General features: G+C 66.0%; 19 protein-coding genes. 11 read left to right on the forward strand and 8 right to left on the reverse strand.

From position 1 onward, the window contains the following. Both BO1_RS00855 and BO1_RS00860 read left to right on the forward strand, forming a co-directional pair. On the forward strand, positions 1–822 hold an 822-nt coding region (locus tag BO1_RS00855; RefSeq protein WP_028215919.1), incomplete at its 5' end, for an electron transfer flavoprotein subunit alpha/FixB family protein. Positions 823–936: 114 nt separating this feature from the next. Further along, the gene (locus BO1_RS00860) at positions 937–2,724 is read left to right on the forward strand and encodes an acyl-CoA dehydrogenase (RefSeq protein WP_028215920.1); all 1,788 of its coding nucleotides are present in this window, start codon (positions 937–939) and stop codon (positions 2,722–2,724) included. A 100-nt stretch (positions 2,725–2,824) separates the two neighbouring features. Here BO1_RS00860 and BO1_RS00865 read toward each other — a convergent pair whose 3' ends face one another. Further along, complete coding sequence (locus BO1_RS00865) at positions 2,825–4,123, reverse strand: D-amino acid dehydrogenase (RefSeq protein ID WP_156992078.1); 1,299 nt, start codon at positions 4,121–4,123, stop codon at positions 2,825–2,827. Between the two features lie 167 nt (positions 4,124–4,290). Here BO1_RS00865 and BO1_RS00870 point away from each other — a divergent pair, with 167 nt between their 5' ends. After that, positions 4,291–4,779, forward strand: a complete 489-nt coding sequence (locus BO1_RS00870; protein ID WP_028215922.1) for an Lrp/AsnC ligand binding domain-containing protein — start codon at positions 4,291–4,293, stop codon at positions 4,777–4,779. 137 nt (positions 4,780–4,916) lie between these two features. Next, a complete protein-coding gene (locus BO1_RS00875; protein WP_028215923.1) occupies positions 4,917–6,110 on the forward strand; it encodes a PA0069 family radical SAM protein in 1,194 nt (397 codons plus the stop codon). A 30-nt stretch (positions 6,111–6,140) separates the two neighbouring features. On the opposite strand, the gene BO1_RS00880 is transcribed toward BO1_RS00875, so the two are convergent. Next, positions 6,141–6,611, reverse strand: coding sequence for an NINE protein (locus tag BO1_RS00880; protein WP_028215924.1), 471 nt, complete (start codon positions 6,609–6,611; stop codon positions 6,141–6,143). Positions 6,612–6,796: 185 nt separating this feature from the next. Continuing rightward, entirely contained in the window at positions 6,797–8,131 is a 1,335-nt protein-coding gene (locus BO1_RS49235; RefSeq protein WP_084687706.1) for a PQQ-dependent sugar dehydrogenase, read from the reverse strand. Positions 8,132–8,258: 127 nt separating this feature from the next. Here BO1_RS49235 and rpsP point away from each other — a divergent pair, with 127 nt between their 5' ends. From rpsP to BO1_RS00915, 6 genes are all read left to right on the forward strand, one after another. Beyond that, entirely contained in the window at positions 8,259–8,522 is a 264-nt protein-coding gene (rpsP, locus tag BO1_RS00890) for a 30S ribosomal protein S16 (protein WP_028215925.1), read from the forward strand. Between the two features lie 65 nt (positions 8,523–8,587). Beyond that, entirely contained in the window at positions 8,588–9,370 is a 783-nt protein-coding gene (gene rimM, locus BO1_RS49240; RefSeq protein WP_084687707.1) for a ribosome maturation factor RimM, read from the forward strand. A 34-nt stretch (positions 9,371–9,404) separates the two neighbouring features. Continuing rightward, the gene (trmD, locus tag BO1_RS00900; protein ID WP_028215926.1) at positions 9,405–10,172 is read left to right on the forward strand and encodes a tRNA (guanosine(37)-N1)-methyltransferase TrmD; all 768 of its coding nucleotides are present in this window, start codon (positions 9,405–9,407) and stop codon (positions 10,170–10,172) included. 150 nt (positions 10,173–10,322) lie between these two features. Continuing rightward, positions 10,323–10,715, forward strand: a complete 393-nt coding sequence (rplS, locus tag BO1_RS00905) for a 50S ribosomal protein L19 (protein ID WP_028215927.1) — start codon at positions 10,323–10,325, stop codon at positions 10,713–10,715. Between the two features lie 86 nt (positions 10,716–10,801). Then, on the forward strand, positions 10,802–11,488 hold the full coding sequence (locus BO1_RS00910; protein ID WP_028215928.1) for a CoA pyrophosphatase: 687 nt from the start codon (positions 10,802–10,804) through the stop codon (positions 11,486–11,488). A 159-nt stretch (positions 11,489–11,647) separates the two neighbouring features. Then, positions 11,648–12,586 (forward strand): CobD/CbiB family protein, encoded by a 939-nt coding sequence (locus tag BO1_RS00915; protein WP_028215929.1) that lies wholly within the window; start codon positions 11,648–11,650, stop codon positions 12,584–12,586. Positions 12,587–12,679: 93 nt separating this feature from the next. Here the strand turns inward: BO1_RS00915 and BO1_RS00920 are convergent, their stop codons facing one another. From BO1_RS00920 to BO1_RS00930, 3 genes are read right to left on the reverse strand one after another with little or no spacing between them, the layout of a single operon-like run. Continuing rightward, the gene (locus BO1_RS00920; protein ID WP_028215930.1) at positions 12,680–13,003 is read right to left on the reverse strand and encodes a putative signal transducing protein; all 324 of its coding nucleotides are present in this window, start codon (positions 13,001–13,003) and stop codon (positions 12,680–12,682) included. A gap of 16 nt (positions 13,004–13,019) precedes the next feature. Then, a complete protein-coding gene (rsgA, locus tag BO1_RS00925; RefSeq protein ID WP_028215931.1) occupies positions 13,020–13,967 on the reverse strand; it encodes a ribosome small subunit-dependent GTPase A in 948 nt (315 codons plus the stop codon). Continuing rightward, a complete protein-coding gene (locus BO1_RS00930) occupies positions 13,964–15,247 on the reverse strand; it encodes a M48 family metallopeptidase (protein ID WP_043283480.1) in 1,284 nt (427 codons plus the stop codon). Before BO1_RS00930 ends, rsgA begins: the two co-directional genes overlap by 4 nt. 157 nt (positions 15,248–15,404) lie before the next feature. Here BO1_RS00930 and orn point away from each other — a divergent pair, with 157 nt between their 5' ends. Then, positions 15,405–16,046, forward strand: coding sequence for an oligoribonuclease (gene orn / locus BO1_RS00935; protein WP_028215933.1), 642 nt, complete (start codon positions 15,405–15,407; stop codon positions 16,044–16,046). A gap of 81 nt (positions 16,047–16,127) precedes the next feature. On the opposite strand, the gene mog is transcribed toward orn, so the two are convergent. After that, complete coding sequence (mog, locus tag BO1_RS00940; RefSeq protein WP_043283481.1) at positions 16,128–16,751, reverse strand: molybdopterin adenylyltransferase; 624 nt, start codon at positions 16,749–16,751, stop codon at positions 16,128–16,130. Continuing rightward, on the reverse strand, positions 16,738–17,364 hold the full coding sequence (yjgA, locus tag BO1_RS00945; RefSeq protein WP_028215935.1) for a ribosome biogenesis factor YjgA: 627 nt from the start codon (positions 17,362–17,364) through the stop codon (positions 16,738–16,740). The genes mog and yjgA overlap by 14 nt, the downstream gene beginning before the upstream one ends. Positions 17,365–17,510 lie beyond the last annotated feature (146 nt).

Below are 17,510 nucleotides of genomic sequence, written 5' to 3' on the forward strand. Positions count from 1 at the left end.
CACAACGCCCAGGCTGCCGCAGACGCGGCCGCGAAGATCGCCGGCGTCTCGAAGGTGCTGCTGGCCGACGCGCCGCAACTCGAGCAAGGCCTCGCGGAGAATGTCGAGGCGACGGTTCTTTCGATCGCGAAGAACTACACGCACATCCTGGCGCCTGCTACGGCTGCGGGCAAGAACGTTACGCCGCGTATCGCTGCGAAGCTGGACGTCGCGCAGATCTCGGACATCACGGCAGTGGATTCTCCGGACACGTTCGAGCGCCCGATCTACGCGGGCAACGCAATCGCGATCGTGCAATCGGTTGATCCGATCAAGGTCATCACGGTTCGCACGACCGGCTTCGACGCAGTCGCGGCCGAAGGCGGCAGCGCAGCGGTAGAGAAGATCGAAGCGGCAGCGGACAGCGGCCTCACGCAATTCGTTGGCCGTGAAGTCACGAAGCTCGACCGTCCGGAACTCACGAGCGCGAAGATCATCGTCTCGGGTGGTCGCGGTCTCGGTAGCGGCGAGAACTACACGAAGGTTCTCGAGCCGCTCGCCGACAAGCTCAACGCCGCACTGGGCGCCTCGCGCGCGGCAGTCGACGCGGGCTACGTCCCCAACGACTACCAGGTCGGCCAGACCGGCAAGATCGTCGCGCCGCAGCTCTACATCGCGGTGGGCATCTCGGGCGCGATCCAGCACTTGGCGGGCATGAAAGACTCGAAGGTGATCGTGGCGATCAACAAGGACGAAGAAGCACCGATCTTCAGCGTGGCCGACTATGGCCTCGTGGGCGATCTGTTCACGGTTGTGCCGGAGCTCGTCAAAGAGCTCGGCTAAGCGCCGCAGCACAGGCGAAGCCGGACGCAGTGCGATGTCCGGCGACACACAAAAAAGGGGCGCTTCGAGCGCCCCTTTTTTTCATCATCGCAGCCTCGACTGGAGACAACGGCCATGTACAACGCACCGATAAGCGACATGCTGTTCGTGATGAAGGAACTGGCAGGACTCGAAGAGATCGCCACGCTTCCCGGCGGCGAGGATGTCACGCCCGAGACTGTGCAGGCCGTGCTTCAGGAATGCGCGAAGTTGTGTGAAGAAGTGCTCGCGCCGCTGAACGTCGAAGGCGACCGCAATCCCAGCCGCTGGGAAAATGGCCAGGTGCACACGTCGCCCGGTTTCGCCGATGCCTTTCGTCAATACGTCGCGGGCGGCTGGCAGGGCGTGCAGCATCCTCAGGAATACGAAGGACAGGGCTTGCCCAAGCTCGTCGGCACGCCGTGCGTGGAGATGCTCAACGCGGCGAACCTGTCGTTCGCGCTGTGCCCGCTCCTGAGCGACGGCGCGATCGAGGCGCTGCTCACGGCGGGCAGCGAAGAACAGAAAAAGCGCTTCGTGCCCAAGCTCATCTCGGGCGAGTGGACCGGCACGATGAATCTCACCGAGCCGCAGGCGGGCTCCGATCTCGCGGCCGTGCGCACGCGCGCCGAGCCGCAGGCCGATGGCAGCTACAAGCTGTTCGGCACCAAGATCTTCATCACCTGGGGCGAGCACGACATGGCGGAGAACATCGTCCATCTCGTGCTCGCGCGCACGCCGACTGCGCCCGCAGGCGTGAAGGGCATTTCGCTCTTCATCGTGCCGAAGTTTCTCGTCAACGACGACGGCTCGCCCGGTGCGCGCAACGACGTGCATTGCGTCTCCATCGAGCACAAGCTCGGCATCAAGGCAAGCCCGACGGCCGTGCTGCAATACGGCGATCATGGCGGCGCGATCGGCCAGTTGATCGGCGAGGAGAATCGCGGCCTCGAATACATGTTCATCATGATGAACGCGGCGCGCTTCGCCGTGGGCATGCAGGGCGTGGCGATCTCGGAGCGCGCGTATCAGAAGGCGGCCGCGTATGCGAAGGAGCGCGTGCAGAGCCGCCCGGTGGACGGCTCGGCCAAAGCGGCCGTCACCATCATTCATCACCCCGACGTGCGCCGCATGCTCTCGACCATGCGCGCGCTCACCGAGGCCGCGCGTGCGCTCGCGTACGTGGCGGCGGGGGAGAGCGATCGCGCGCATCGGCATCCGGACGAGGTGGCGCGCGCCCGGCATCAGGCGCGCTACGAATACCTCGTGCCGATCGTGAAGGGCTGGAGCACGGAGCTCGCCATCGACGTGGCGAGCCTCGGCGTGCAGGTGCACGGCGGCATGGGCTTCATCGAAGAAACGGGCGCCGCGCAGTTCTATCGGGATGCGCGCATCCTGGCGATCTACGAGGGCACCACCGCCATTCAGGCCAACGACCTCATCGGCCGCAAGACGCTGCGCGACGGCGGCGCGGCGGCGCAGGCGCTCATCGACGAGATCGGGCAGACCGTTACGGAACTGGGTACGTACGAAGGCGCCGCATTCAAGTCGATGGCGAAGCACCTGGCGCTCGGCCAGCAGGCGTTGGCCTCGGCGGTGGCCTTCGTGCTGGCCAACGTGAAGCGCGATCCGAACGCGGTCTTCGCGGGCAGCGTGCCTTATCTGAAGCTGGCGGGCATCGCGCTGGGCGGCTGGCAGATGGCGCGCGCGATGCTCGCCTCGCAGCGGCTGATGCAGGACGATCCGAAGTTCCACGGCGCGAAGATCGCGACGGCGCAATGCTTCGCCGAGCACGTGCTGCCGCAGGCCGTGGCGCTCGAGGCGGCGATCGTCAGCGCGAATGGCGCCGAGGGCCTGCTGGCGCTATCGGAGGATCAGTTCTGAGGAGGCCTGAAGATGTGAGCCGGCCATAAGTCATTAACATGGCCGAAACGAAAAACGGCGCCCGAGGGGCGCCGTTTTCACATCAGACACAGAGGACGCGTCAAGCGTAGGCCGGGCGATGCTCGCCCTGCGTTTCCCCGAGGTAGCGATAGACCGAGAGATCGTCGGCCTTGATCGCGGGCTTCTTGCCCGAGATGAGGTCGGCGAGCAACTGGCCCGAGCCGCACGACATGGTCCAGCCGAGCGTGCCATGCCCCGTGTTCAGGAACAGGTTCGAGAACGGCGTGCGGCCCACCACCGGCGTGCCGTCCGGCGTCATCGGACGCAGGCCGGTCCAGAAGGTGGCCTGCGAGGTGTCGCCGCCGCCCGGGAACAGGTCGTTCACGCACATTTCGAGCGTCTCGCGGCGTGCCTGCTTCAGCGTCTTGTCGTAGCCCACGATCTCGGCCATGCCGCCCACGCGGATGCGGTCGTCGAAACGCGTGATCGCGATCTTGTAGGTCTCGTCGAGCACGGTGGAAACCGGCGCGGCGCCTGCGTCGACGATAGGCGCGGTGATCGAGTAGCCCTTGAGCGGGTAGACCGGGATCTTCACGAGGCCGGCCAGCATCTTCGTGGAGAACGAGCCGAGCGCGACGACATACGAGTCGGCGCGCACGAGCTCGCTGCCGCACTGCACGCCCACGATGCGCTCGCCTTGCACGGCGAAGCCGTCGATCGGCGTGTTGTAGCGGAACTTGACGCCCAGCTCCTCGGCCATTTTCGCGAGACGCGTAGTGAAGAGCTGGCAGTCGCCGGTTTCGTCGCCGGGCAGGCGCAGGCCGCCGGTGAGCTTGTGCGAGACCGCCGCGAGCGCTGGCTCGGCGCGGCCGAGCTCGGCGGCGGTGAGCAGCTCGTACGGGACGTTCGCGTCCTTCAACACGGCGATGTCCTTCGCCGCGCCGTCGAATTGCTGCTGCGTGCGGAACACCTGCAGCGTGCCGCCCGTGCGGCCCTCGTACTGGATGCCGGTGTCGGCGCGCAGCGCCTGCAGGCAGTCGCGGCTGTATTCGGCGAGCCGCACCATGCGGCCCTTGTTGAGCGCATAGCGCTCGGGCGTGCAGTTCTGCAGCATCTGCCACATCCACTGCAGCTGGAACTTCGTGCCGTCGAGGCGGATGGCGAGCGGCGCATGCTTCTCGAACATCCATTTGACCGCCTTGAGCGGCACGCCCGGCGCTGCCCACGGCGCGGCATAACCCGGCGAGATCTGGCCGGCGTTCGCAAAGCTGGTTTCGAGTGCGGGACCGGACTCGCGGTCGATCACCGTCACTTCATGGCCCGCGCGGGCAAGATACCAGGCGCTGGCAACCCCGACCACACCACTGCCCAACACGACGACTCGCATAGCCTGCTCCATTTTAGATTTGTTAGGGCTACGCCGTTGTGCCGTGCGCTGCTGCGCCCATTTTTGGGTCGTCCAGCGCTGATGGCATGAAAAATCGGATGTAGCCAGTAATATCGACTATGCTATTGTTCTCAGTCCAGATTTTGTTATCGTATTTTTCGGATTTTCAGGAAAAAAACATGAGAACGCAGCGTCAGCCGGTCCGTGCGCTGGACCGGCTCGATCACCGGATCCTGAAACTGCTTCAAGAGGACGGCCGCATGGCCATGAAGGACCTCGCGGAGCAAGTCGGGCTCTCCGTCACGCCCTGCATCGAGCGGGTCAAGCGCATGGAGCGCGACGGCGTTATCACCGGCTATTACGCGCGCGTGAATCCGAACGTGCTGGGCGCGGCGCTGCTCGTATTCGTGGAGATCACGCTCGACCACAAGAGCGGCAACATGTTCGACCAGTTCCGCCGCGAGGTGAAGAAGATCCCGGAAGTGCTCGAATGCCATCTGGTCTCGGGCGACTTCGACTACCTGATCAAGGCGCGCATCGGCGAAATGGCCGACTACCGCAAGCTGCTCGGCGACATCCTGCTGCAACTGCCGGGTGCGGTGCAGTCGAAGAGCTACGTGGTCATGGAGGAGATCAAGGAGACCCTGACGATCGCGGTGGGCGAGTAGCCGGGCGACGGTTCGCGGGGCTTCGGCACGCGCAGACGCAATCGAAAGCGCCCCCGTTTTTCTCCCTCGACAAAGCGTCTCGATACTGTATATTTATACAGCATTGAGACGCTTTGTTGCTTTGTGCCGTGAACGAACTGGACCCCGACTCCACCCCCGACACCTGGTACCCCGTCGCCCCGCCTGCGCCGCGCAAGGGGCGTGGGGCGGTCACGAATCTGCAGGGGCGTTACGAGGTCGATCAGCGCGAAGCCTTCGACGACGGCTGGCAGCACGTGCAGCCTGGCGAGGGCTCGAGCGCGCACGAAGGCGATGCCGGGCGCGACGGCGATGGCGCACGAGATAGTGATTTCGCCGTCGCGGAAGCGCCCGCATTGCGCACCCAGGTCTTCGAGGAGCGCGCGAAAAGCATTCTCACGCGCAACCAGTCGCCCGATATCCCGTTCAATGTCTCGCTCAACCCCTATCGCGGTTGCGAGCACGGCTGCATCTACTGCTTTGCGCGGCCCACGCACAGCTATCTTGGGCTCTCGCCGGGGCTCGATTTCGAGAGCCGCATTTACGCGAAGATCAACGCCCCCGAGCTGCTCGCGCGTGAAATCGGCAAGCCCGCTTACGAGCCGGAGCCCATCGCGCTAGGCGTGAATACCGATGCCTGGCAGCCCGTCGAGCGCGATCTGCGCATCACGCGCCGCGTGATCGAGGTGCTGAGCGAGCGCGAGCATCCGTTTGCGGCCATCACGAAGTCTTCGCTGGTCGAGCGCGATCTCGACCTGCTCGTGCCCATGGCACAGCGCCAGCAATTCATGGCCGCGATCACGATCACCACGCTCGACGCCGATCTCGCGCGCACGCTCGAGCCGCGCGCGGCCACGCCCGCGCGCCGGCTGCGCACGATCCGCACGCTCGCGCAGGCGGGTATTCCGGTCGGTGTGAGCATCGCGCCCGTGATTCCGTTCGTCACCGAGCCGGATATGGAGCGCGTGCTGGAGGCCTGCGCCGAGGCGGGCGCAACGAGCGCGAGCTATATCGTGCTGCGTCTGCCGTGGGAGGTGGCGCCGCTCTTCGAAGGCTGGCTCGAGGCGCATTTCCCGCAGCGCGCCGCGCGCGTGATGAGCCGCGTGCGCGACATGCGCGGCGGCAAGGATTACGACTCGTCGTTCTCGCAGCGCATGAAGGGCACCGGGCTTTGGGCCGACCTGCTCAAGCAGCGCTTTCACAAGGCCGTGACGCGGCTCGGGTTGAACGAGCGGCGCCACGGCATCCTGGACATGTCGGCGTTCGTGCGCGCCAAGACCGTGCGCGAGAAGCCGCAACTGGATTTGTTCTAGTTTTGTCCTCGCGCGCCGCTGCCGCTGTTGCTATTGAGAAATCGCCTTGGCCGCTTCGACCTGCGATTCGAAGTAAGTCTGGAACGAGAGGGCGAGGCCCGTCATCAGCAAGAACGCGCCGATCAGCAACGAGAAGATCACCACGAAGATCACGGTCCAGCCCGAACGGCTCGCACGGCTTCCGGCGAAGGCCGCATTGAACTGCGCGTCCCACCTGGCGTCCGGGCGCAGTCCGTAGACGATGGCGGCAAGAAAGGCCGAGAGCACGGAAACGGCGCCGATCACGGCGAGTGCCCAGCCGGGTATCGACGCGCGCTCGGTGGCCATGAGCAGGAGCACGCCGGGAATGCCGAGCAGCGTGCCGGCGATGTGCGCCCAGCCCCACACGTCGCGCGCTCCATATAGATAGAAGCGGTGCGCGCCGAGGCAGCCGAACAGGAAGGCGAGGGCGGAGGTGAGTGTCTTGGAGCGAAAGCGTGCGGGATTCTTTTGACTGGACATGGGCGGACGGATTCGATGACTGCGCGTTGACTCGCGTTGACTACGCGCGTGGACGTGGGCCGCTGGCCATTGTACGTGGCGTGCGCGCAAGCAAGCAGAGCGTGCCGCTTATGCCGGGAAATGCCTGAAGCTGGGCGGGCGAGCGTAGCTGCGGCCGCACGCGCGACAACCTGGGCTTCGCACAACTACGACGGCTTCGTGTAGGTCACGCGATAGATCGCGCCCGCGTAGTCGTCGCTGATGAGCAGCGACCCGTCGGGCAGCGGCAGCACGTCGACGGGGCGGCCCCACTCGGTCTCGTCGCTGTTGAGCCATCCCTGGGCAAACACTTCCTGATGCGCGTCTGTGCCGTCGGCGTTGGCGATGACGCGCACCACGCGATAGCCCACCTTCTTGCTGCGATTCCACGAGCCGTGTTCGGCGATGAAGATGCTGTCGCGATACCCGGGCGGGAACATCGTCCCTGTATAGAAGCGCATGCCGAGCGACGCGACGTGCGCGCCCAGCTTCGCGACGGGCGGCGTGAAGCTGCTGCACGGATGGCCCGCGCCGAATTCCGGATCGGCGACATCGCCACCATGGCAATACGGAAAGCCGAAATCCAGGCCCACGCGCGCAAGGCGGTTGAGCTTGTCGTCGGGGACGTCGTCGCCCATCATGTCGCGGCCGTTGTCGGTGAACCACAGGTCGTGCGTCTGCGGATGCCACGCGAAGCCCACCGTGTTGCGCACGCCGCGCGCGATCGTCTCGTAGTGCGTGCCGTCCGGGTCCATCCTGCCGATCATCGCGTAGTGGCTGCGCTGCGGATCGTTCGCGGGCAGGCAGACATTGCTGGGCGCACCCTGCGGCACGTAGAGCTTGCCGTCCGGGCCGAAGGCGATGAACTTCCAGCCGTGGTGACGCTCGGCGGGCAGCGCATCGGTGACGACGGCGGGCTTGGGCGGATCGTCGAGATGCGTGTCGATGGCGTCCAGCCTCACGATCTTCGAGACCGCGGAAACATAGAGCGCGCCGTCGTGCCAGGCCACGCCCACGGGCATCGTGAGCCCGGAGGCGACCACATGGCGCCTGAGGACCTTGCCTTCGCGCAGCTCGAGCGCGTAGACGCGGCCCTCCATGCTGCCCACGTAAAGGATGCCTGCGGGCGAGAGCGTCATTTCGCGTGCGCTGGGCACGTCGTCGGCGAGCACTTCGATGTGGAAGCCGGCCGGTAGCCGGATGCGCTCGATGGGCAGCGTGGCCCGCGCGAGCGGAGCGCCGAGAAGGGCGGCGAGCGCGAGCAGGGCAGCACAGCATCGCCGTACAATGCGAGGCGATCGGCGTGGGCGCCAGGTGCGCGAGCCGCCAGGGTCGCGGCCATGTCGATGTGGGGCGGGATCCGCGGCGTGGAGGGACGAAGGCGCGTTGTCATGCCGCCACAGGCGGAGGAGGGTTGCGCGAGCCCACACCAGCAGCCGCTCCCACGCGGGCGCCAGGCCCTGTAGGTCATGCCCGTCAGCCGCCGATCGATCGCCGTTCATCGCCGCTTCCTCACGGTTGCCACGCAGTTTCCGCCCGGTTTCTGGTTAAGTGTTTGTTATGCCATTGGTTTCGGGCTATAATCGCATGTTTCAGTAGTCCCGAACCCCGGTTTTCAAGGATTCTAGTATGGTCATCATCCGTCTGGCACGCGGCGGCTCGAAGAAGCGCCCGTTCTACAACATCGTCGCAACCGATTCGCGCAACCGTCGCGACGGCCGTTTCATCGAGCGCGTGGGCTTCTACAACCCGGTCGCCACCAAGGGTGAAACCCTCCGTATCGCGCAAGATCGCGTGACGTACTGGCAAGAAAACGGCGCGCAAATGTCGCCGGCCGTCGAGCGTCTCGTGAAGGAAGCGCAAAAGGCTGCTGCCGCTCAACCGGCTGCTTAAGTCTTACCCAAGTGCGCGCGGCGTGAGCGGCGTGTACGAGTTCAAGCTGGCTGCGAGGTTTGCCCATGCCCGTGCATGACGATACACAAGCGGACAGGGGCGCTGCTGCCGCAGCGGGCGATGTACCGCGCAAAAACCATGATGCAGGCGGCAAGTCAGGCGCCGAAGCATCATCGGGCGGCGGTTCGCGCAAGGCGCCGTCGTTTGGCGCGTTCGTGCGCAAGCCTGCGGAACGCGCGCAGACGCGCAGCAGTGCGTCTGGAGTTGCAGGCGCGGCCGAAGGCCTGCGCGCGGAAACGCCGGAAAGCTGGCCGGCCGACGCAGTCGAAGTCGGCACCGTGCTCGATGCCTATGGCCTGAAGGGCGGACTGAAGATCGTCCCGCACGCGCAAGGCGGCAAGGCGCTCATCGCGGCGAAGCGCTGGTGGCTCCTGAAGGGCCGCGAGCGTCCGGAGCGGCATTCCGCGGTGCGCATGAGCGCCAAGGTGCACGGCGACAGCGTCGTCGGGCAACTGGGCGGTGTTGCGGATCGCGACACCGCGCTGCGCTTGCGCGGCGCGCGCATCTACGTGAGCCGCGCGGATTTCCCCGCGACCGAAGCCGACGAGTATTACTGGGTCGACCTGATGGGTCTTCACGTCGCCAACGAGGCGGGCGTGGAGCTCGGCACGGTTGCCGACCTGATCGACAACGGCGCGCAGTCGGTGTTGCGCGTCGAGTATCCGTCGACGGGCAAGGACGGCAAGCCCACCACCGGCGAGCGGCTGATCCCGTTCGTCGGCGTGTTTGTGAAGACGGTGGACCTGGCGGCGAAGCGCATTGTCGTCGACTGGGAAGCCGATTACTGAACCTGCTGTGCTGATTCGCTGAACGGAGAGAGCGATGCAGTTCGATGTCGTTACGCTCTTTCCCGAGATGTTCCGCGCACTCACCGACTGGGGCATCACCAGCCGGGCCGCGAAGCAGCAGCGTTATGCGTTGCGCACGTGGAATCCGCGCGATTTCACGACCGACAATTACCGCACCATCGACGATCGGCCTTACGGCGGCGGCCCCGGCATGGTCATGCTGGCCAAGCCGCTCGAAGCGGCGATCGGCGCGGCGAAAGCCGCGCAGGCGGGAGAGGGCGTCGCGAGTCCGCGCGTGCTGTTGATGTCGCCGCAAGGCAAGCCGCTCACGCACGAGCGCGTCGTGCAGTTCGCCCAGGAGCCCGGTTTCGTGCTGCTGTGCGGCCGCTACGAAGCGATCGACCAGCGTCTGGTCGACCGTTGCGTGGACGAGGAAGTGAGCGTCGGCGACTTCGTGCTCTCCGGCGGTGAATTGCCCGCGATGGCGCTGATGGATGCCGTGGTGCGGCTCTTGCCCGGTGTGCTCAATGACGCGCAGTCGGCGGTGCAGGACAGTTTCGTGGACGGTCTGCTCGACTGCCCGCATTACACGCGGCCCGAGGAATACGACGGCGTGCGTGTGCCCGATGTGCTGCTCGGCGGCCATCATGCGGAAATCGAGCAATGGCGCCGCCGCGAGGCGCTGCGCAATACGTGGCACAAACGGCCCGATCTGATCCAGCGGGCCAGGAAGAACAAGATGCTGAGCCGTGCCGACGAGGCATGGCTCGCTAGTCTCGCGAAGGGCGCGAACGAAGCGTAAGGCTTCGGGCGGGCGCGACACGGGACGCCAAAGGCGGTGCCGCTTCATGCGTGAACGGCGCCAGATGTGAATCCATCCTCTATCGGGGCCGTAGTTGCAGGCAATCCTGCACAGGTACGAACGCCGACAAGATGGCTTACGGAGTCAGTAATGAATCTGATTGAAAAACTCGAGCAGGAAGAAATCCAGCGCGTGCTGGGCGAGAAGACCATCCCCGAATTCGCTCCCGGCGATACGGTGATCGTCAACGTGAACGTGGTTGAAGGTACCCGCAAGCGCGTTCAGGCTTACGAAGGCGTCGTGATCGCAAAGCGTAACCGCGGTCTGAACTCGTCGTTCATCGTTCGCAAGATCTCGTCGGGCGAAGGCGTCGAGCGTACGTTCCAGACGTACTCGCCGCTGCTGGCCAGCATCGTGGTGAAGCGTCGCGGCGACGTGCGTCGCGCGAAGCTGTACTACCTGCGCAACCTGTCGGGCAAGAAGGCGCGTATCAAGGAAAAGCTGGTGTTCAAGAGCGCAGCTGCTCCGGCCGATCAGGCGTAAAAGCTGTAAGAAAGAAGCACCCCTCGGGGTGCTTTTTTCTTTTTGGCCGCAAAATACGCAGGTGTGTCCGAATTTCGAGCCAGCCGTTGATCCGTCCAGTATTTGAACCCGAAAACCTGCCGATCGAATCGACAGGCATCGAACTCCCCCATGTCGACGCCGCCCGGCTCACGCCCGAAGGCTTGCGCGCGCGTTTCGAGCAGCGCCTGCCCTGGGACCCCGAGCCGCAGGACGCGCGCGTGACCGAGATCGCCGATCCGCGCGAGGCCGCCGTGCTCGTGCCGATCGCGATGCGGCCTGCCGGGCTCACCGTGCTGCTCACGCAGCGTGCCGACAACCTCAGCAATCACGCCGGCCAGGTGAGCTTCCCGGGTGGCAGCCGCGAGCCCGCCGACGCCACCCCCATTGCCGCCGCGCTGCGCGAGGCGCACGAGGAAGTGAATCTCGACCCCGCGCGCGTCGAAGTGCTGGGCGCGCTGCCCGACTACCTCACGGGCACGGGCTTCAAGGTGACGCCGGTCGTGGGCCTCGTGCACGAGCCGTTCACGTTGGCCGCCGATTCGCTCGAAGTGGCGAGCATCTTCGAAGTGCCGCTCAGCTTCCTGATGAATCCGGCGCATCACCAGGTGCGCGTGCTGCGCTGGGAGGGCGGCGAGCGCCGCTTCTTCGCCATGCCGTATCCGCAGGAAGGCGCGGGCGTGGCCGGCGTGCACTTCATCTGGGGGGCCACCGCGGGCATGCTGCGCAATTTCTATCGTTTCCTGCTCGCCTGATGCGGCGTGGTTTTCGCCGCGCGGCATGCGCCGCGCGTCTCGCTGTTGTGTCTTTGCCGCCGCATGTTCAGGCACATCTGGCCCTGTGATATCGTTGCAACAATTTCTGAAGACCCCCGAAATCCCTTTGGCAACCCGACTCACTGCACGGCGCGTGGCATGACCTTCTTCTCCGTATTGCTGGCCCTCGTCATCGAACAGGTGCGGGCGCTTTCGCCCAATAATCCGGTGATGGCGCTCCTGCGCCTCAATGCGGACTGGGCCGCGCATGGCTTCGACGCGGGCAAGCAAAAGCACGGTCTGATCGCCTGGCTCGTGGTCGTGGTGCCGTGGACGGTGGCCACCGCGCTGGTCTACTACGTGCTCTATCACATCAGCTTCGTGCTGGCGTTTCTGTGGAACGTGGTGGTGGTGTACTTCACGCTGGGCTTCCGGCAGTTCAGCCACTATTTCACCGATATCCACCTCGCGCTGAACAACGACGACGTGCCGCGCGCGCGAGAGATCCTCACCGAGTGGACCGGCATCGACGCCGTGGACATGCCCGTGAGCGAGATCGTGCGCCATACGCTGATCCACGCCGTGGTGGCCTCGCACCGGCACGTGTTTGGCGTGTTCTTCTGGTTTCTCGTGCCGATCGGGCCGGCGGGCGCGGTGCTGTACCGCATCGCCGAATATCTGGCGCGCGCATGGTCGCGTCCCGCCGACGACCGGACCGAAGCCTTCTCGAACTTCGCGCAGCAGGTGTTCTTCGTGATCGACTGGGTGCCGGCGCGGCTCACGTCGCTGGGCTTTGCGATCGTCGGCAATTTCGAGGACGCGATCTACTCGTGGCGCAACCACACGAACCAGTGGCCCGACACCAACGAAGGCGTGCTGCTCGCGACCGGCAGCGGCGCGCTGGGCGCGCGCCTCTCGGGGCCGCTCGCGGAGCAGTCGAGCGTCGACGTGCTCGCCCAGCCCGGCGAAGGCGATCCCTATACGGTCGGCGACGACTGCACGCCGCGCACGCTGCAATCGGCCGTGGGCCTCGTGTGGCGCGCGGTGATCCTGTGGATGATCCTGCTGCTCATGCTGACCATTGCCGTCTGGGTCTGAGCGACCCCGGCGTCTTGCGCAAAAGAATACGGCCCGCCTCTCACGAGCGGGCCGTTGTCATTTCCAGATCCAGCAGGGCGGGGCGGGAAGTTTTCAGTCGTCGCGCGGATCGCGCGCACGGCCGCACTGCCAGCACACCGTGAATTGCGGCTCCAGCGTCTCGCCGCATTGCGGGCAGCGCCACGACGGCGCGCCCGGCGGCGGTCCGTTCATGGCGTCGGCAATCAGCTTGCGCGCAATCATTTCGTCGCGCTCGTCGACGAGCCAGATCTCCGGCGCGCATTGATCGGCGGGAATCTCGCCCATCGCCCCGCTCAGGTAGCGGTTGTGCAGCTCGCACGGCACGCCGGCCGCCGCGAGGATGTTCATCCAGTGCTGGGCGATGACGACATTCGGCGCGCGCACGAGCTTGAGCATGGTGACGGCTGGCGCGTCAGCGCACGACCTGGCTGATTTCGTGCACGAGCTGCGCATAGAGCGCATGGCGCTCCGGCTCGACGCGGCCGTCATCGATAGCTTCGAGCACCGCGCAGCCCGGCTCGTGCAGATGATGGCAGTTGTAGAAGCGGCAATGCGCGAGCAGCGGCCGGAACTCCGGGAACGCGCGTTCGAGCGTGCCTTCGGTGAGGTGATAGAGCCCGAACTCCTGGAAGCCCGGCGAGTCGATCAGCGCGCCGCCTTCGGGGAGCTTGTAGAGGCGCGTGAACGTCGTCGTGTGGCGGCCGCTGTTCAGCGCCGTGGAGATCTCGCGCGTGGCGGCTTCGGCGTCGGGGATCAGCAGGTTCACCAGCGTGGACTTGCCCATGCCCGATTGGCCGAGCAGGATGGTCTGGTGGCCATGCAGATGCTCGGTGAGAATCGCGCGCGCCTCTTCGGGGTGCTTCTTCTCCGACACTTCCAGCACCGTATAGCCGAGCGCGCGATAGCGCTCGAGCCGCTCGCGCGCGAGCGGCAGCGCGGCCTCGAGGTCGATCTTGTTGAGCAGGATGATCGGCTTCAGATCGTTGGCCTCGGCGGCCACGAGCGCGCGGCCGAGCAGGTCCTCGCTGAAGTGCGGCTCGGTGGCGAGCACGATCAGGAGCTGGTCGAGATTGGCCGCGAAGAGCTTGGACTTGAACTGATCGGAGCGGTAGAGCAGGTTGCGCCGCTCGCCGATCGCGACGATCACGCCCTGGTCCGCCGAAGTCGATTGATATTCGACGCGGTCGCCCACCGCAACCTCGCTCTTCTTGCCGCGCGGGAAGCATTGCAGCGGCGCGCCGCCTGCGTCCGGCGCGACCAGATAGTGGCGCCCGTGCGCCGCGATTACGACGCCGTGCAGCGTCGCCCCCGTGCCCGTAGCTGCTGCGCCGCCGGCGGCTTTCGTTGCGCGCCGGTTCATGCGTGCGAGAGCAGTCGGTCGATCCGCTGCGAAGCCGGCGGATGCGAGTAGTAGAACGCGGTGTAGAGCGGATCGGGCGTGAGCGTCGACGCGTTGTCCTCATACAGCTTGACGAGCGCGTTCACGAGGTTTTGCGCGTCGGTCTGCGTGGCGGCGAAGGCGTCGGCCTCGAACTCGTGCTTGCGCGAGCTCAGGCTGGACAGCGGCGTGACGAAGAACAGGAACACCGGCACGGCGAGGAAGAACAGCACGAGCGCGAGCCCTTCGTTGCCGCCGAGCAGCGACGGCCGCACGCCGAGTCCCTCGTAGAACCAGACGCGCTGCGTGAGCCAGCCGAGCACGCCGAGCAGCACGAGGCTGATCGCGAACGTCACCACCATGCGCTTGATCACGTGACGGCGCTTGAAGTGGCCGAGCTCGTGCGCGAGCACGGCCTCGATCTCGCTGCCCGAGAGGCGCGCGAGCAGGGTGTCGAAGAAGACGATGCGCTTGGCCGCGCCGAAGCCCGTGAAATAGGCGTTGCCATGCGCGGAGCGGCGGCTGCCGTCCATCACGAACAGGCCCTTGGCCGCGAAGCCGCAACGCTGCATCAGCGCTTCGATGCGCGAGCGCAGCGCTTCGTCCCGCAGCGGCTCGAACTTGTTGAAGAGCGGCGCGATGAAGGTGGGGTAGAGCACCAGCACGAGCATCTGGAACGCGACCCAGACCACCCAGGTCCAGAGCCACCAGAGGCTGCCCGCCTGCTTCATGAGGTACAGCACGACGAAGAGCAGCGGAATGCCGAACAGCGCGCCGATCAGGAGCCCCTTGATGCGGTCGGCGAAGAAGATGCGCCGCGTCATGCGATTGAAGCCGAAGCGCTCCTCGATCACGAACTGGCGGTAGTAGTCGAGCGGCAACTCGACGATGCCGCTCACCGCGAGCACGGCCGCGACCAGCGCGATCTGGCCGACGTAGTCGCGCCCGATCAGGTCCGAAATGCCGAGGTCGAGCACCTGCACGCCGCCCAGCAGCGTGAGCGCGATCAGCACGACCGCGGAGAGCACGATCTCGATCATGCCAAGGCGCGTGCGCGCGATAGTGTAGTCGGCGGCGCGCTGGTGCGCCGTCAACGGGATGGTGGCCGCGAACTGGGGCGGCACCGCACTGCGGTGCGCCGCCACGAAGCGGACCTGGCGCGAGGCGAGCCAGAGCTTGGTCGCGACCATGGCCAGCACGGCGATCACGAAAACGACGCTGAAAGCCAGCGCGGGGGACAACGCAGTTGATGAGGTCGGCATCCGGGGTGTCCGTGGTATCTATGCGACAATTATATGTTCTCGGCGGCCCGGCCATGGCATCCCCGCATTTGGCGTGCGGGCCGCGCCAGCATCATGCGTGCGCATCGCATTCGAAGGTGTCCGGACGCCGCATCTCAACCGTTTCAGGCTGCCCCTCATGACTGATATCACTTCTGCCGACCCGGCGGGCCAGGCGACTCCGGCGATGGAGCGCACCGACATGAACTTGATCTGGCTCGACATGGAGATGACGGGGCTCGATCCCGACAACGACCGGATCATCGAGATCGCCGTGGTGGTGACGAACTCCACGCTCGACAAGATCGTCGAGGGTCCCGTGCTGGCGATCCATCAGCCGGAGGCCGTGCTCGACCGCATGGACGAATGGAACCGCAACACGCACGGCCGCTCGGGTCTGACCGAGCGCGTGCGCGCCTCCACCGTGACCGAGGACAGCGCGACCGGGGAGATTCTCGCGTTTCTCTCGCAATACGTGCCGCCGGGCAAGTCGCCGATGTGCGGCAACTCGATCTGCCAGGACCGCCGCTTCATGGCGCGCTGGATGCCCACGCTCGAGCGCTTTTTCCACTACCGCAATCTGGACGTGAGCACGCTCAAGGAGCTGTGCCGCCGCTGGCAGCCGACCATCTACAAGGGTTTTCAGAAGCGCGCGATGCATACGGCGTTGGCCGATATCCACGAGTCCATCGACGAGCTCAAATACTACCGCGAGCACTTTCTCATTCCGGCCGCGGGCACGGCGGACGCCGCCTCACAGACGGGCGGCGCGGCGAAGTAAGGAAGCAGGACAACCTCTGGGCCTGCAGGGGGGCGGACGCGTTTTTGCGCCGCACCCTGCACAGCCCGTGGCGACGGGGTGTTACGCGCGCGGCGCTCGCTGCGCGTTCTTGGGCCGGAACGCCGCGACGATATTCGGATCGGTTTCGATATACGGACCGCCGATCAGGTCGATGCAGTACGGCACCGCGGCGAAGATGCCCGGCACTTTCACCGTGCCTTGCTCGTCGCGCAAGCCTTCCAGCGTTTCCTTGATCGACTTGGGCTGACCCGGCAGGTTGATGATGAGCGCCGCGTGGTCGTCGGTCTCGCGGATCACGGCCACCTGGCGCGAAAGAATCGCCGTCGGCACGAAATTCAGGCTGATCTGGCGCATTTGCTCGCCAAAGCCCGGCATTGCCTTCGTGGCGACGGCGAGCGTCGCTTCGGGCGTCACGTCGCGGCGCGCGGGGCCGGTGCCGCCGGTCGTCAGCACGAGGTCGCAGCCGAGCCCGTCCACCAGCGCCGTGAGCGTGGCCGAGATGGTGGCCGCGTCGTCGTGGATCAGGCGCGTTTCGGCGCGCCACGGCGACTTCAGCGCGTGGCCGAGCCATTCCATCAGCGACGGAATGCCCTTGTCCTCGTAGACGCCGCTCGTGGCGCGGTCGCTGACCGACACGAGGCCGATCACCAGTTCGTCAGGATGGCTGCGCTCAGGCTTCGTCATCTTCGCTATCCTCGTCGAGATCGGCGTGCGGGCGCTGGTTCGCCGCGTCCAGCGGATCGTCGGCGCCCTGGCGGCTCATGTCCTTGATCCACTGGAACAGCTCGCGGAAGTACTTCGGCGGGCGGCCTTGCTGCTGCTCGCGGCGCGCGTTGCGGATCAGCGTGCGCGCTTCCTGCGGATCGGCCGCAGGATGCTCGCGGATGAAGGCGGTGAGCGCGGCGTCGTCGGCGAGCAGCTTCTCGCGCGTGCGCTCGATCCAGTGCAGGCGCGCCGTGGCGGCCTTGTTCACGCCGCGGTGCTCGTCGAGTGCGGTGCGCAGCGCGGCAACCTCGTCCTCGCGCAGGCCGCGCATCATGCGGCCCACGTACTGGAGCTGGCGGCGCTTGCCTTCGTGGTCGGTGATGCGGCGGGCCTCGTGGACGGCGTCGGCGAGGTCTTCCGTCATGGGCATGCGCTTGAGCGCGTCCTTGGGCAGGTCGACGAGCGCGATGCCCAGCTCCTGGAGCGCGGTCATTTCGCGCTTGAGCTGCGACTTGCTCGGGCGATCGTAGCCGTTGTCGTCCTGGTCGGCGGCAACGTCGGTCATGGGTTGAATGCGGGTTTTGCGTTTCATGACGCGTATTGTAGCCTGCGCGCGCCCTCCAATCGGGACGCGACTGGCCCGCGCGGGCCATGCGCCTGCGGTGCGCGTTCGCATACCTTGCTATGATCGCGGAACGCGCCTTTTACCGAGGCGCCTGATCCGACACACCCGATACA

This window comes from Paraburkholderia oxyphila NBRC 105797 (assembly GCF_000685075.1).
In the GTDB taxonomy this organism is placed as follows: Bacteria; Pseudomonadota; Gammaproteobacteria; order Burkholderiales; family Burkholderiaceae; genus Paraburkholderia; species Paraburkholderia oxyphila.